General features: G+C 52.6%; 17 protein-coding genes. 6 read left to right on the forward strand and 11 right to left on the reverse strand.

What is annotated here, in order from left to right:
* Positions 1 to 72: 72 nt before the first annotated feature.
* The gene (locus AC0TOY_RS15280; protein WP_473722064.1) at positions 73 to 2,253 is read left to right on the forward strand and encodes a type I secretion system permease/ATPase; all 2,181 of its coding nucleotides are present in this window, start codon (positions 73 to 75) and stop codon (positions 2,251 to 2,253) included.
* Positions 2,250 to 3,425, forward strand: a complete 1,176-nt coding sequence (locus AC0TOY_RS15285) for an HlyD family type I secretion periplasmic adaptor subunit (RefSeq protein ID WP_024908389.1) — start codon at positions 2,250 to 2,252, stop codon at positions 3,423 to 3,425. The genes AC0TOY_RS15280 and AC0TOY_RS15285 overlap by 4 nt, the downstream gene beginning before the upstream one ends.
* A gap of 35 nt (positions 3,426 to 3,460) precedes the next feature.
* On the opposite strand, the gene AC0TOY_RS15290 is transcribed toward AC0TOY_RS15285, so the two are convergent.
* A complete protein-coding gene (locus AC0TOY_RS15290) occupies positions 3,461 to 4,345 on the reverse strand; it encodes a MarR family transcriptional regulator (protein ID WP_473722065.1) in 885 nt (294 codons plus the stop codon).
* A 277-nt stretch (positions 4,346 to 4,622) separates the two neighbouring features.
* On the opposite strand from AC0TOY_RS15290, the gene AC0TOY_RS15295 reads away from it, so the two are divergent.
* On the forward strand, positions 4,623 to 6,086 hold the full coding sequence (locus tag AC0TOY_RS15295) for an EAL domain-containing protein (RefSeq protein WP_473722066.1): 1,464 nt from the start codon (positions 4,623 to 4,625) through the stop codon (positions 6,084 to 6,086).
* Between the two features lie 29 nt (positions 6,087 to 6,115).
* Here AC0TOY_RS15295 and AC0TOY_RS15300 read toward each other — a convergent pair whose 3' ends face one another.
* The 6 genes from AC0TOY_RS15300 to AC0TOY_RS15325 all read right to left on the reverse strand — a co-directional run bounded on the left by AC0TOY_RS15300 (position 6,116) and on the right by AC0TOY_RS15325 (position 9,574).
* Positions 6,116 to 6,388 carry an ElaB/YgaM/YqjD family protein gene (locus AC0TOY_RS15300; protein WP_024908392.1) on the reverse strand — a complete coding sequence of 91 codons (273 nt, stop codon included), beginning with the start codon at positions 6,386 to 6,388 and terminating at the stop codon, positions 6,116 to 6,118.
* Between the two features lie 142 nt (positions 6,389 to 6,530).
* The gene (locus AC0TOY_RS15305; RefSeq protein ID WP_024908393.1) at positions 6,531 to 6,746 is read right to left on the reverse strand and encodes a helix-turn-helix domain-containing protein; all 216 of its coding nucleotides are present in this window, start codon (positions 6,744 to 6,746) and stop codon (positions 6,531 to 6,533) included.
* A 2-nt stretch (positions 6,747 to 6,748) separates the two neighbouring features.
* Positions 6,749 to 7,306 (reverse strand): DUF2975 domain-containing protein, encoded by a 558-nt coding sequence (locus AC0TOY_RS15310; protein ID WP_032647099.1) that lies wholly within the window; start codon positions 7,304 to 7,306, stop codon positions 6,749 to 6,751.
* 1 nt (position 7,307) lies between these two features.
* Entirely contained in the window at positions 7,308 to 7,655 is a 348-nt protein-coding gene (locus AC0TOY_RS15315; RefSeq protein WP_473722067.1) for a hypothetical protein, read from the reverse strand.
* Entirely contained in the window at positions 7,642 to 8,757 is a 1,116-nt protein-coding gene (locus tag AC0TOY_RS15320) for a serine hydrolase domain-containing protein (RefSeq protein WP_157189146.1), read from the reverse strand. Before AC0TOY_RS15320 ends, AC0TOY_RS15315 begins: the two co-directional genes overlap by 14 nt.
* Positions 8,758 to 8,767: 10 nt before the next feature.
* Positions 8,768 to 9,574: a MipA/OmpV family protein gene (locus tag AC0TOY_RS15325; protein WP_208763879.1), complete on the reverse strand. Its 807-nt coding sequence runs from the start codon at positions 9,572 to 9,574 to the stop codon at positions 8,768 to 8,770.
* A 214-nt stretch (positions 9,575 to 9,788) separates the two neighbouring features.
* On the opposite strand from AC0TOY_RS15325, the gene AC0TOY_RS15330 reads away from it, so the two are divergent.
* The gene (locus tag AC0TOY_RS15330; RefSeq protein ID WP_267216499.1) at positions 9,789 to 10,682 is read left to right on the forward strand and encodes a LysR family transcriptional regulator; all 894 of its coding nucleotides are present in this window, start codon (positions 9,789 to 9,791) and stop codon (positions 10,680 to 10,682) included.
* A 5-nt stretch (positions 10,683 to 10,687) separates the two neighbouring features.
* Here AC0TOY_RS15330 and AC0TOY_RS15335 read toward each other — a convergent pair whose 3' ends face one another.
* From AC0TOY_RS15335 to AC0TOY_RS15350, 4 genes are all read right to left on the reverse strand, one after another.
* Positions 10,688 to 11,278 (reverse strand): LysE family translocator, encoded by a 591-nt coding sequence (locus tag AC0TOY_RS15335; RefSeq protein WP_032647107.1) that lies wholly within the window; start codon positions 11,276 to 11,278, stop codon positions 10,688 to 10,690.
* Positions 11,279 to 11,586: 308 nt separating this feature from the next.
* Positions 11,587 to 12,453 carry an AraC family transcriptional regulator gene (locus tag AC0TOY_RS15340; protein WP_473722068.1) on the reverse strand — a complete coding sequence of 289 codons (867 nt, stop codon included), beginning with the start codon at positions 12,451 to 12,453 and terminating at the stop codon, positions 11,587 to 11,589.
* A gap of 63 nt (positions 12,454 to 12,516) precedes the next feature.
* On the reverse strand, positions 12,517 to 13,020 hold the full coding sequence (locus AC0TOY_RS15345) for a YqhG/Tai3 family protein (protein WP_157189151.1): 504 nt from the start codon (positions 13,018 to 13,020) through the stop codon (positions 12,517 to 12,519).
* The gene (locus AC0TOY_RS15350) at positions 13,020 to 13,388 is read right to left on the reverse strand and encodes an NlpC/P60 family protein (protein WP_157189152.1); all 369 of its coding nucleotides are present in this window, start codon (positions 13,386 to 13,388) and stop codon (positions 13,020 to 13,022) included. Before AC0TOY_RS15350 ends, AC0TOY_RS15345 begins: the two co-directional genes overlap by 1 nt.
* Positions 13,389 to 13,618: 230 nt before the next feature.
* Here AC0TOY_RS15350 and AC0TOY_RS15355 point away from each other — a divergent pair, with 230 nt between their 5' ends.
* Together AC0TOY_RS15355 and AC0TOY_RS15360 are read left to right on the forward strand one after the other, a co-directional pair.
* Positions 13,619 to 13,894, forward strand: a complete 276-nt coding sequence (locus tag AC0TOY_RS15355) for a metal/formaldehyde-sensitive transcriptional repressor (RefSeq protein WP_021242544.1) — start codon at positions 13,619 to 13,621, stop codon at positions 13,892 to 13,894.
* A 31-nt stretch (positions 13,895 to 13,925) separates the two neighbouring features.
* Complete coding sequence (locus AC0TOY_RS15360) at positions 13,926 to 15,044, forward strand: S-(hydroxymethyl)glutathione dehydrogenase/class III alcohol dehydrogenase (protein WP_021242543.1); 1,119 nt, start codon at positions 13,926 to 13,928, stop codon at positions 15,042 to 15,044.
* Positions 15,045 to 15,071: the final 27 nt, after the last annotated feature.

Here is a 15,071-nt window from a genome sequence, read left to right on the forward strand (position 1 = left end):
ACCAGCGCCGCGGGGAGCGATCCCCGCGGCCTTTTGGCGTTTCTTTACACGAATTGCGTTAACCCGGAGATTATGAAGACACATCCACAGTACGAACCCTGGCTGCAGGGCATGCTTATCATCGCGAAATACTATCGGCTGGATTTCTCAGCGGAGCATGTTCGGGTCACGATTAACCATGAAAGCCAGTCTCCGCGCCAGCTGGTGCTGGAGGAGATGGCGCGCCAGCTTGGGCTTGGGATGCGTATGGTGGCGGCAGAAGCGGTATCCCTCGATCCGTGGCGCCTGCCGCTGCTGGCGGAATTCACTGGCGGACAAATCGCGGTCATTAACCGCATGGACAGCGAAGGCAACGTCAGCCTGCAGTTCAGCGGCGACGCGGGGCTGGAGACAACGCTGACGCGTGACGAGCTCGGGGCGCGGCTAAAGGGGCTGATGGTGTTGCGCCCGCTCGAATCCACGCCGGATGCCCGCGTGGACGACTACATCAAACCGTATGAGAAAAACTGGTTCTGGCAGCTGGCGCTGAAGGACTGGCGACGCTACAGCGACATTATGCTGGTGGCGCTGGTCGCCAACGTGCTGGCGCTTTCCGGCATGGTCTTCTCCATGCAGGTCTACGACAGGGTGGTACCGTCGCAGTCAGAAGCCACGCTGTGGGTGCTGTTTGGCGGCGTGATGATTGCCATCGTGTTCGAATTCATCATGCGCATGCTGCGCGTACACATTTCTGACGTGGTGGGGAAGCGCGCCGATCTGCGCATCTCTGAACGCGTCTTTGCCCACGCGCTGCGGATTAAAAACGGCGCACGCTCGAAATCAACCGGATCGTTTATCGCGCAGATCCGCGAGCTGGAGTCGGTGCGCGAGCTGATCACCTCGACGACCATTGCGGCCCTCTCCGATCTGCCGTTCTTCCTGCTGTTCGTCTTCATTCTGTGGATGATTGGCGGTCCGCTGGTGCTGGTGGTTCTGCTCGCCGTGCCGCTACTGCTTATTCCGGGCCTGCTGGTGCAGCGCCCGCTGGGAAAACTCTCCAGCGAAGGGATGCGTGAATCCGCCATTCGCAACGCCACGCTGGTGGAAGCGGTGCAGGGCATTGAAGACATCAAGCTGATGCGCGCCGAGCAGCGTTTCCAGAACCAGTGGAATAACACCAACGACGTTGCCGCCAGCGTCGGCATGAAGCAGCGCTGGCTGACGGGCCTGCTGCTCACCTGGACCCAGGAGGTGCAGTCTATCGTCTATGCGGTGGTACTGCTGGTGGGCTGTTACCTGGTCATCAGCGGTGACATGACCACCGGTGCGCTGGTGGGTACCTCGATTCTGGCGTCACGGACCATTGCGCCGCTGTCGCAGATCTCAGGCGTGCTCTCGCGCTGGCAGTCGGCAAAAGTGGCCCGCAAGGGGCTGGACGATCTGATGCAGCGGCCGATTGACGATCCGCAGCACGGCAAAAAGGTGCACAAGGCCCACCTGCGCGGCGACTACGCGCTTGAGGACGTCGGGTTTTATTACGACGAGGAAGAGAAACTTACCGTACTTAACATCAGCAAGCTGCAGATCCGCGCCGGAGAGCGCGTGGCGGTGCTCGGACGTAATGGCTCCGGTAAAAGCACGCTGTTACAGCTTCTGGCGGGCATGCAGGAGCCGCAGCAGGGCAGCATTCTGCTGGATGATATTGCCCTCAATCACCTCGACCCGGCCGACGTGCGTCGCGACATGCAGCTGCTGAGCCAGCAGGCCCGTCTGTTCTTTGGCTCCGTGCGGGACAACATCCTGATGGGGAACCCGCTGGCGACCGATGACGAAATTCATCAGGCGCTGGTTAACAGCGGCGCGCTGGAGTTTGTGCGCAAACAGAAAATGGGGCTGAACTATATCATCAACGAGGGCGGGGCTGGCCTCTCCGGCGGACAGCGTCAGGCGCTGCTGCTGGCGCGTGCCCTGATCACCTCGCCGACTATCCTGCTGCTGGACGAGCCAACGGCCTGGCTGGACGAAATGAGCGAGAAGCAGTTTATTCAGCATCTTCACACATGGCTGGGTAAACGCCGGACGCTGGTGGTGGCGACGCATCGCCTGCCGATCCTGGACCTGGTCGACCGCATCATCGTGCTGGAAAACGGCAAGGTGGTGATGGACGGCCCGCGCGACGCCATCCTGCACCAGCACGGAATGGCGCCGCAAAAGACAGCGCAGCGCACCGTGACCATGAAGCCGGCGGCGGTTGCCGAGGAGGGCGCGGCATGAATGATTTCTCCCGTTTCAATAGCCGACTGAAGGAGCCACGCCTGCCGCGCTCTACCCTGGTGGCATGGTCCCTGTTCGCCCTGCTGGCGGCGTTTATCGCCTGGGCGAGCCTGTTCCATCTTGATGAGGTGACGACCGGCAGCGGCAAGGTGATACCGTCTTCGCATGAGCAGGTCATCCAGTCCCTGGAAGGCGGCATTATCCACAGCCTGATGGTGCGCGAAGGCGACATTGTGGAACGCGGCCAGCAGCTTGCGCAGCTAGACCGGACAAAAACCGAGTCGAGCGTGCTGGAGAGTGAGTCTCGTCTGAATGCGGCGATGGCCACGGCTGCGCGCCTGAAGGCCGAGGTGAACGACACGGAACTGGCGTTTCCGGGTGAGCTGGATGACGACGTTGAACTGGTCAAACAGGAAACGGCACTCTACCAGTCCCGTCGTGAAAGCCTCGAAAAAGGGCTGGCCGGGTTGCGTCAGGGTGCCGAGCTGGTGCAGCGCGAGCTGTCGTTAACCCGGCCGCTGGTGACCCAGGGGGCGGCCAGCAAGGTTGAGGTGTTGCGTCTTGAGCGTCAAAAGAATGAGCTTGAGAATAAAATCACCGAGATGAAAAACCAGTATTACGTTCGCGCCCGTGAAGAGCTGGCGAAAGCCAACGCGGAGATTGAAGCCCAGCGTTCGGTGATGAAAGGGCGTGAGGACTCCCTGACCCGGCTGACCTTCAATGCGCCGGTTCGTGGGATCGTGAAGGACATTGACGTCACGACCGTGGGAGGCGTTATCCCGCCGAACGGCAAGCTGATGAGCCTGGTCCCGCTTGACGATCAGATGGTGGTCGAAGCGAAAATATCGCCGCGCGATGTGGCGTTTATCCATCCCGGTCAGAAGGCGCTGGTGAAAGTGACGGCCTATGACTACTCCATTTACGGTGGGCTGGAAGGGGAAGTGACCATGATTTCCCCGGACACCCTGCAGGATGAGGTGAAAAGAGATGTCTACTATTATCGCGTCTATATTCGTACCGACAGTAACCATCTGACCAATAAGCAAGGGCAGGAATTTCCGGTCTTTCCGGGCATGATTGCTACCGTTGATATTAAAACCGGCAGCAAAACCATTCTGGATTATCTGTTGAAACCGCTGAACAAGGCAAAAGAGGCGCTGCGGGAACGATAGGTGAAGGGCGTTCGGGAGACCGAACGCCTGGAGGATTATACGGTTGACGTCACGTTGTGAGCGTGGCGTCGCTCTTTGGGTACAACGTTGATGTAATGCGTAACATAGGCAAAATATAACCCGACATAATTTTCGACGAGTTCGATAAACGCCGGGTATATCGATAGCCGACCATCACCCCGATCTTTCAGGTAGCCTGCCTCCTGAGCTGATTTGATAATCCGGTTGACGTGGATACGCGAAACGAAAAATTCTTTTGCGAGCGTGCTGGCTGAATAGTCGATGACGGCACCATGGGCAGATTTATTTTTCATAGCCTGCAGGTAAAGATAAAGCATAATCATACGTCCGCCATCTTTATCGATAAATAATCCCACTTCAGGCAACACCTTCCTGAACGTTAATCCCCGAAAAAGATATTCTGCCGCGCGGCGGAAGAAGTTATTTCTCAAAATATCATTGTCCAGCAGGTTCACGTTAATATTGAATGTCGGGTAAAGAATACTGACGGGTAAAAAAGCGCCGGACATATAACGCTTAAGTTCATTCAGGCCTTTTTCAGTTGGCGCGATTCTCGTTTTGCGTCTGTCTTCCGTACAGCGCCAGGTCCTGATGCGCCCGGTGGTTCTCAGTATCGTAATGATCGCAATAACGCTGTTGGGGCTGGCTATCTTATAGCGAGAACATAAATCTTTAATCTCTGAAACTGACTCCGCCTGATTTCCAAAAATAAAACAACACATAGAGAGGATAATGTTAAATCGTGATTCCTGCAGCATTGTCTTGTAGAAAAGAGGTTGTTTTTTATAGATGGTGTCATTAATTGTGTAGTGCTCTAATATTGCCTCACCGAATCGCGGATTGTTCTTTATAACATCCCTTCGATGTAGCAAGGCCCTGGATGAGATGTGATTATCCATAGCATTTTTCTCGTATTTTAATGAGCCGATAGATGAAGTGTTCAGTCTTCTTTTTCGGAATTCTCATTATACCCTGAGAATGAGATATTTGCCGTTGTTATTTGCAAAGAAAGGTATATTTGCGAACTGGTGATTAACGCAAAGATGTTCCAGTGAATCAGGCTGATAACTGTATCTTACCCTGAGGCTCCAGGATAAAATTACTGTTCTCAACGTGTGCAATAAATTTAATTTATTCACAAATGGAAACGGCGCTTTTGGTGCCCAGGAGCTGGTTATGATCCACAAAGTTTTTCTCAGAAATGGGGCGTGCGATGAACAAAAATTTGTCGTTTCAGCCTGCGCGTTCACATTCCAGGGATATCGTGAGATCCTTAGCAGGTACGGAGTACAGGCCACGCATATTCACTTTGAGGGGGATGAGGTCTCTCAACAGGAACTGCAAAATATCCTTATAAATCAGAATGCTCATATTGTAGCTTTTCTCGGCAAAGGTATTGTCGATCTTCTGGAGAGCCTGAAGCGACTGGCATCCGTGCTCAATGCACTCCCCGTTATTCGACGCGTCACCCTGTATGGTGACATACCGGATGGCTGGTTGTATCGCACCCTTAGCAGTCTTTTAAATAACCGCTATCAATTGTCATTAATTCGTATAGCCCATGTTTCAGATGTAATAACCTGTTTTCACACCCACCATAACGGGTTTAAGGACCGCTCACGTTTATTACGCGAACGCAGTACGGATATTTCTCCGCATGAAAATATTAAATGGCTTACAAAAAGAGAGATTGATGTATTGTTAAATTTCTACCGCGGCATGTCCGTAAAAGAAATGTGCGATAGAATGGGACTCTCTAATAAAACGGTTTACACCCACCGCAAGGAAGGTGTGCTGAAATTAAGATTAATTAAGCGATGGCTACACGATCCGCACAATTTAAAAACGGAGGGAAGCATTAATCGGCGAAGTCAAAAAACGGAGTTTACGGATAAGGAAGCAGAAATCTTCAATGCGTTGCATAACAAAGAGATATTTCCTGCCTATCAGATCATTACCGATCGTGATAAAAAAGGTGTAGGGTTTGAGATACTCATTCGCTGGAATAAGAATGGTAAGATTGTCAAGCCAACCAGTTTTTTTACGGATATTTCCAGTTATGAGATATGGCTAAAAATAACGGCGCTAGTCATCCATGCCGCCGTATCAGGAATTAATAAGTATAACGGGAAATACTATTTTTCAGTGAATATCCCGCCTCGTCTGGCTTCCGGCAATGCCTTGCCAGATATGGCGAGAAAAGCCATCGGCATGCTGCTCAAACCGCAGTGGGCCGAAAAGCTGGTCTTTGAATTTGCAGAAGATATTGACGTGACGAAGGACAAAAGGATCCCTGAAACCATGCGGCATTTACGCAATACGGGGTGTCGATTGTTTCTGGATGACTGTTTCTCTAACCACCAAACCATTTTCCCGGTGCGCCAGGTGCATTTTGACGGACTCAAACTGGATCGGGACATCGTCGAGCATTTTGTGGCAAACGACAATGACTATAACTTGATTAAAGCGATACAGATTTATAGCGACATGACCGGGGCAGACTGCATTGCAGAGGGGGTTGATAGTGAAGAGAAATTCGAAAAATTAGTCGCGCTGGGCGTCAAAAACTTTCAGGGTTATTATTTATCGCGTGCTGTGAAAGAGGAAGAGTTAGACCGCATGGTCAGGTTGTTCAGTTAACAAAAAATAAAGCCCCGAAGGGCCTTTTATTATTTTCGACCCAGCAACAGGCCGAGAACAATACCGACCGCACCCGCTGCGACGAGGCCGGTGAGGGGATTATTTCTGACCGCTTCAGTAACATCGGAAACAGCATCGCTGGCCTGCGCGGCATATTTTTTTGCCGCACCTTTTACCTGATGCTTTGGTGAATCAACGAACTCACCAAACTGCTGCTGCGCCGAACCTGCAAGTTCATCAAGTTTATTTTTTGCTTTGTCTTCAGCAAACTGGGTGTTTTTATCAGTACCGATATCAGACATTTTTGCCTCCTTTTGTTGATAATTAAAGGATAGCCGTTCTTTGCGGATGTGAGAGACGAAAGGTTAATTTCAGCACCCAACAGGGTGGTTTTCGGATATATCTCTGTGCGGGGGACTCCCACAGAGAGTGGGGGTTGGCGCGTCATTCCGGGCTGTCCGGCTCCCAGGAGAGGATATCGCCCGGTTGACACTGCAGTGCCTCGCATATTTTCGCCAGCGTATCAAAACGTATCCCTTTCACCTTGCCGGACTTGAGCAGCGACAGGTTTTGCTCAGTGATCCCCACAAAGGCTGCCAGTGCTCTGGACGTCATTTTCTTCTCTACCAGCATTTTGTCCAGGTGAACCACGACAGCCATAATTAGATGAACTCCTTATTTTCTTCTTCCGCTTTGATCCCTTCGACCAGGGAGTGAAAGGTTACCAGCAGCAAACCGCCTGTTAATAACAGAACAAAATCCCCAAGCAAAAGGGTGACCTGGTAGTAATGTCCCGGCCACGCGATCGTCAGCGGGATCAAAAAGCGACAGACCGGCAGTGCGATCCCAAGGCTTAACATCGCGATGGCAATCTTGCGAACGCTGTTTGCCAGAGCCCGGGAGAGGATCTGTTTTTGACGAACCTGCCGCGTGACGCTCATTCCCTGCCAGACAGCAAAGGCAAACAGCCCCACCGGAAGATAAAGGATCGCCAGCAGGAGTATCTGGCGCAGCGACGAAACCGTTGCAACAGCCAGATCGTCTTTCTGAACCTCGGCAAGCTTTAGCAGAGTGGAAATAAAAAACGACTCGCCGGTGAAATAAATCCATAAAGGGGTGATTAATGCCAGGATGAGAAATAGCGGCAGCACCCCTGCGATGAACACCAGACTGAGTTTACCCCTCGCACCATTCACATCGAACCTTCCTGAGTGTTTCATATTATTTTAAGACCAGCATGCACAAGCATGACATAAGCATTAGCGCGATGGCAATCTTACCGCCGTTCAGCCAGTTAGCGGCGCGTTTCATCCAGGGTTTTGGCCACACATGATAGACGCAAAAGGCGAGATAAGACGCCTGAATCACCCAGGTGAGCATTCTGAACAGGTAGCCTGAACTGCTCAGATGGGTGATGGTCTGCATCATTTCCATGCAATAAAGAATGAGCCCATCGCTCAGCATTGTGTTCATCAGCCGAAGTTTATACTGCGCGGCCCACGTTCCGCGCCCAAACAGCAGGGCCGAAACCAAGGTCAGTATCGCCCAGAGAATATCAATCCAGTTCATGATGCGCCTCTGCTGTATGAGATGACTGGGTTAATAGCAGCCGCATGGCCGGGACAACCACCGGCCACGCGGTGTCGGAGAGGATCACCACGGCGCTTTTACGCTGTCGGTCGAAGGCGATAGCGGAAGCGAACCCCGACGATTCACCATCATGCCAGGTGATATCGCGCCCCTGAATGCGTGTGGTGAACCAGCCATAGCCCACGCGTGAATCGGGATCGTCAGTTGCAAACTGCGGCGTCATTGCGTCGCGCCATGCGAGCTGTCCTGCCAGCAGCGACTGAGCGTAATGGGCCATGTCGACAATGGTTGAACGCACGCCTCCTGCAGGGGCAAATGCGTGCATTATCCACGGCGCTTCGCTCAGGCCGGAAGCGGACCGGCCCCGGCTGAACGTTGAAGAGGCGGGCGTTGTATCACTGGCGACGACGGAGTCTGTCATGTGCGCCTGAGCGAATACGCGCGTTTGCAGGAGGTCAGCAAAAGATTGATGCGATGCACGCGCCAGCGCCAGTCCCAGCAGCGCATAACCGGTGTTGGAATAGTCAAATCCGGCCGGGCGTTCGACGCTGGCTTTATTCACCATGTCTATTAATGTCTCCTCATCGAAGTCCCAGAAATTGTCACGCAGGATGATGGACTTAATAACCTGAACTTTCTCGGGTAACGACGTCGCCAGCGGCGGCAGGCCGGAGCGATGTGAAGCCAGCTGCGCCAGGGTAATATCGCTCGCCGGGCCTGCGATCTCCGGAATAAGTTCACCGACGCGGGTTTGCGGAGTCGCCTCGCCGCGTCGCTGCGCCTCAATCAACAGGCTGCTGGTCATGGTTTTGGTCAGGCTGGCGATTTCATACTGTTTTGTAAAATCGCTGTCCCACAGGGCGTACTGCACGCCTTTTGGCGTGATAAGTGCGACGGCAACGCTGCCACGCGCCCCGCTGAGGAGTGGCGTCAGGAACGAGACGATGGTTGCATCACCCGTCTGGCGCGGGGACGGCGTGCTGACGCCCGGCTGCAGGTAGATGCCTGCGGCAATCAGCGACACAAAAACCACCCCTGCGGCTAACACTCGCCTGCGGCTGTATACATACTGTTTATTCATGGTCTGCGCCTCAGAACTCGTACTGGATCATTGATGACAGGGTGTACTGCATGCGGCTGTTAACCAGCGGGCTTTTACCCGCTTCATCAAGCAGGCAGGCTGCGCGACCGGTCACCCCAGCCGCCAGATTTTCACTGATGTGCCAGACCAGTTCGCTATCGACTCCAGCTTCCTGTAAACCCGAAGATGGGGAATACGCCTCAAACCCGGTGCGCTGAGACTGGTTCGCGGTGACGCCATAATGGCGCTGCTGATAGCCGCTGTTCGCCCAGGTGATGTCACCTGCGACCGAAAATTCGACGTCCTGCCCGCGCCAGAGGGTGGACTTTACGCCGCTGTTCACGGTCCTCGCCAGCTGCTGCGTCTCGCCACCGTACCGGTGTTTTTGCGTTGCACTTAACGCGCGCAGCCATATCATCCAGTCCTCGCGTTGATAACGCATTTCCGTGCCCGCCATCAGCATGTCGGCCATATCACCCATTCCCTGGAGATCACGGTTTTTTCGAGCGGAGAAGGGATAGTTAACCGTCTCTTTTCGCCCCTCATCAGAGGCCAGCAGCAGGCTCACGGCAAACGGGGCGTCGGGGTGATATGTCCATGCCAGCCCCTGCGTTGAGAGATCCCATTGCCCCCAGTCTTTACTCTTCAGACTCAGGCCGCCCTTCAGTAGCGGTCCGGGTGCGTAATGCCGCGATCCCGAATAAACGGGACTGACCGCGACGCCCAGACCCGCGTAACCGGACAGCTCCGCACCGTGTAAGGGGGCGCAAAGCACGATCCCCGCGAGCAAAACGCCATACAGCAGACTTCTTTTCATTCGATGCCTCTCCAGGCAAAAAGTAAGTTGAAGTGCGTGCAGGCTAGCCTGGAGTTTATCGTTTAACAATAAACATTTATTGTTTTACACTAAAATTGGTAGGGCGCTAAAGCTCTCACTACAAAAAGAGATGCGGCCGTGGAGGAAAGTACGATATCGTAACTCTATGATTGAATGAGGAGTTCGCAGGAACGCCGTCGCAACAGGACGATAAATGATTGATGACATCCGTTATCTGATAGTGTTTGCAAAGATTGCTGAAGCTGGATCCATTTCAGGTGGGGCAGAAGCGTTAGGGCTTACAACCGCAACGGCAAGCACGCATTTATCAAAGCTGGAAAAAAATCTTGGCTGCGCGCTGCTCTACAGAAACACCCGCAAACTTTCTCTGACTCACGATGGCGCAAATTTGCTGGAAACGGCTAAATCGATGCTGGCGCTGTATGAGCAGGGGGTCATTGAATTCAAGCAGCGTTCGATATCAACGGCGAATAAGCTTACTGTTTCACTTCCTGCCGTTTTTTTGAAGAGTGCGTTTACCCGGCATCTGGCCGATTTTATAAAGCGACATCCGGGCATTTTACTGAATATCTCTTACAGTGATACGCGCAGAGATATTATTGCCGACGGCATTGATGTTGCATTTAGAATCGGCGAACTGCCGGACAGTTCACTGAAAGCGCGCCATCTTTTTGTGCTGCCGCGCCAGGTCGTTGCTTCCCGTGATTTGCTCAGCCATTATCCGACGATTACGCATCCTGATGACCTGGCGCAACTGCCATGGATAGGACTCAATATGCGGCAGAATAGCCGGGAATTTCGCCATAAAAATGGGGAAGTGGCGGTCGTAACGTATACGCCTGGCGTGTATGTAGATAATGTCGAAGCCGCTTATGCGCTTGCCAGGCAACAAATTGGTCTCGCAGCACCTCCCCGTTATTTAAGCGAAGAGGACGTTAAGCGTGGAGACATGCAGGAAATACTCCCTGACTGGTCATTAGAACCGCTGAAAGTCTATGCCGTATGGCCTTCTAATATGTCGACCAGCAGTATTGCCTACAAATTGATTAACGATATTTATAACGCGATTGAGTTTCACTCGTTATAAAGGGTTTAAAATGCTAAAGCGAGCATGTAACACGCCGTAATAAGCAACAGTCCGCCCATCAACACGTTAAACGTACGGATCTGCTGTGTGCTCCTGAGCAGCACCGACACCTTTGCTCCCATTAATGCCCATGCGGATAGCGACAGGTAACAGACTAAAAAATAGACCGTTACAAAGACGAATGCTGTCGCAGGGTTTGAGGGTTCGGAAAACATCGCTGCCCCTGAGGCGCACGCGGTCCATGCCTTAGGGTTGATCCATTGCATGACAAAACCCTGAGCAAAACCAGGAGAATCTGTTTTTGTTAATGATATATCGGGACGGGATGACGCTATCTTATAGCCCAGATACATTATAAATAAAGAACCGACAATATTAAGGTAACGGAAGAACAAAGGGTGTTTTTCGATTGCAGCGTAAAAACCGAAACAAATAAAGATAAGTAATAACGTAAACCCTATTGTTGCACCGGAGACAAATGAGAAGGTCTTTCTAAAACCGTGAGCGGCCCCAGACGATATAATTACCATATTAACGGGGCCAGGAGAAAATGAAAGCGTCAGTGAAAATATAAACATTGTGAAAATGAACAGCATTTTATCTCCGCGTGTTGGCTTATCTGTATTAGAGGTGCTGCGACGATTAAGTCGCGACTTTATTCGTCATGTTTCTGAATACTACCTGGGAACATACGTCACAGTAAGTGGTATTTATCTAAAGGTGTGTTTGATTTTTTGCACAGATCGCGCAGTCGCGGGGTAGCGCCTGCCGCAAGCAATCGGCAGGCGCGGGTGGCCCATAAGTAACGGATCCTAATATAATTTATGTAATGCGTGCGGTTCCTGAGTCAGGCATATAACAGCGCTTGTGATAAAACGGAAATAAGGTGGTAAACAAGGGATCGTCAATTTAACGGCAGGTAGATATCCGTTTGCAGCGCATGTTCTGGCACCTCGTGAATAAAGTTGAGGTAGTGGAAAAATACCGGGGCATCGCGCAGCGTTTCGCCGCTGGCCGGGAGCCAGTCACGAAACATCGCCCACACCGTGGCGGAAATGGTATCCAGAGAACCCGTGTGACGGCCGACGGCGTAACGTCCGCCGTCGATTTCACCATTGGAAACCCCAAATTCATTCTCTGGTATCGCTTCAGCGATACTGCCGCAGATATCGAAACGAAAGGCGTCTGCTGGCGTGGTTGCCGGGTCATCCCAGGCAATGCCAAACGTGCTGCTTTTGTGCACTGGCGACAAGCCCGTGGTTTTACGCCAGGCAATAAATTTCGCCGCGCTGTCATTAACCCGATCCGCGCTGCCACGGTGCTGCAGCATTGCCACTCGGGTCTGTGGGAAATCGACAATCTTAACTTCCATCGTTTTTTGCTCCTGAAAGGTCATTTTCGGTACGCGCTGGTGCCAGTTCAGCCAGTCCGGCTGTTGCCGAAACTGACGCGGGCTTTTTCCAAACGCATTTCTGAAGGCGCGACTGAACGATTCAGGGCTCTGGAAGCCGGCATCGAGCGCAATATCAATCACCTTATCCTGAGGGTTAAACGCCAGCCGCCAGGAAGCATGACGCAGGCGTAGCCACTGGATATAGCGATACAGAGGCTGACCGCTAAATGCCAGAAACTGCCGGTGAAAATGATAAGGCGAACAGCAGGCTAACGCGCTGAGCTTCTCCAGCGTGAGCGGTTCATCGAGATGGCTGGCGATATAGTCGCACACCATCGTGAAGCGCTCGCGGTAAGCCGTTTTGATTGCATCGTTCATTGCATCCTCCTGATGACCCACTTTGCCTCAGCGAACGGCCAGAATCCTGACCGATCTTGCTAATTATGGAGAAGTTATACTGGCCGCATACCGTTGTGCGGCAGCAATCGCGCTGTCGTCAAAAATATACTGTTCGAAATGATGGCTTGCATCGGTGACGCGATAAATTTTCCATTTACCGTCTTCTATGCGCAGATACACTTTTAGCTGCAGTTTCCGCTCATTACCCACACCCAACTGAACGTTAACAACTTTCCCGGACGCAGAGTTAATCGCATTGCTTACGCTTAGGTCAGGGATCCACTCAGCCGCATAGTCCTGCGTATAGGTAAAATAGTCGGAACCGATAATTTCTTGTTCATAAAGAGAGGAAATTTTCTGCAGTCGGGAGAGTGTGTCTTGCGCAATATAGTCACGCATTTTTGGTGAATCGAGATTATCTTCTTTGCTGTCTGTAACGAAAGCAGTGAGGTAAAACTTGTAAAAGTCATGAGTACGTTTTTCCGGCGCATCCATTTGTGTTGAACATCCCGTAAGAAACAGGCACATCAAGAGAACGTAACGCATCAGCTTTTCCTGTAAATTTTGTAAGCGGGGCGTGCGGAGCGATATCCGGGGCCACCCCACATATCTCTTTGTCTGAAGTCAGAGTACCAGGTAGTGCCGTCATAAATTGCCATGTGACCCGCAGGATTACCGCCATCATAGGGCTGAGTAACAACCACATCGCCTTCCTGTAATGTTTCACCTTGCCCTAAAACTCGAAAACCTGCTCGTTCAAGGTTACTGCCATAGTCCTTTGCGTTAGGTGCATTGCCAATATCCACGCCACCTGCACGTATTGCCTTACGCGTAAATTCTCCACAGCGTCTTTGCGATGAAGTTCCCGCATTCTGGCGTGCGTGCAGGGCTGCTGCGTGTTTGTTCCATGCCATTTGTTAACTCCTGTTGTATATGAAATCGTCACTAAACAACGGAAGCTACAATCCGGTTAGGCAAATAATGTCATTAAAAAATTATATATTTCAGTATCTTATATCTTTTTGATGTTTCATTTGCCTGGTTGATGATATGCAGTAGATACGCTGCTGTTGCAACGAAAACAGAAGGTTTACATCGACAGGAAAGTTAAATACCATACCCCCCTATAGTATCAGGAGGGCGTATGCCGCATTCACCCGAAGATAAAAAACGTATTCTTACCCGCGTCCGTCGCATTCGGGGCCAGGTTGATGCCCTTGAACGCGCGCTGGAGTCGGGTGACCCCTGTCTGGCCATCCTGCAGCAAATCGCTGCCGTGCGCGGGGCTGCCAATGGCCTGATGGGCGAAATGGTTGAAATTCACCTCAAAGACGAGCTGGTAGCGGGGGAAACCACGCCGGATCAGCGAGCCGTACGCATGGCTGAAGTCGGCCATTTGCTGCGCTCTTATCTAAAATAAACCCACACACCTGACAAAAAGGGAAGACATGATGAAATCTCGCGCTGCAGTTGCATTTGGTCCCGGCCAGCCGCTGAAAATCGTTGAAATCGACGTGGCACCGCCGAAGAAAGGCGAAGTGCTGATCAAAATCACCCATACCGGCGTGTGCCATACCGATGCGTTTACGCTGTCGGGGGACGATCCTGAAGGCGTCTTCCCGGCGGTACTCGGCCATGAAGGCGGCGGAATTGTGGTGGAAGTGGGTGAGGGCGTGACCAGCCTGAAACCGGGGGACCATGTGATCCCGCTGTACACGGCGGAATGCGGCGAGTGTAAGTTCTGTAAATCCGGCAAGACCAACCTCTGCCAGGCGGTGCGCGCCACCCAAGGGAAAGGGCTGATGCCGGACGGCACTACCCGTTTCTCTTATAACGGCGAGCCTGTTTATCACTACATGGGCACCAGCACCTTCAGCGAATACACCGTTTGCGCGGAGATCTCGCTGGCGAAGGTAAACCCGCAGGCGCCGCTGGATAAAGTCTGCCTGCTGGGCTGCGGCGTGACCACCGGTATTGGCGCGGTGCATAACACGGCAAAGGTCAAAGAGGGCGATACCGTGGCGGTGTTCGGTCTCGGCGGTATTGGTCTGGCGGTGATTCAGGGCGCGGTGCAGGCGAAGGCCGGTCGTATCATCGCGGTCGACACCAACCCTGAGAAATTCAGGCTGGCGGGTGAAATGGGCGCGACCGATTTCGTGAACCCGAAAGATCACGAGAAGCCGATTCAGGACGTCATCGTCGAGATGACCGACGGCGGCGTGGACTTCAGCTTCGAGTGTATCGGCAACGTGAACGTGATGCGTTCCGCGCTGGAGTGCTGCCACAAAGGCTGGGGCGAGAGCATCATCATTGGCGTGGCCGGAGCGGGTCAGGAGATTAAAACCCGTCCATTCCAGCTGGTCACCGGGCGCGTATGGCGCGGTTCCGCGTTTGGCGGCGTGAAGGGGCGTACCCAGCTTCCGGGTATGGTTGAAGATGCCATGGTCGGCAAGATTCAGCTCGATCCGTTCATTACCCACCGTTTACCGCTGGAGCAGATCAACGAGGCGTTCGATCTGATGCACGAAGGAAAATCCATCCGTACCGTTATCCATTTCGGCGACAAGTAACTCTTCTGCCAGCGGTTTTTAGCCGCT

This window comes from Enterobacter sp. PL_is379 (assembly GCF_055817355.1).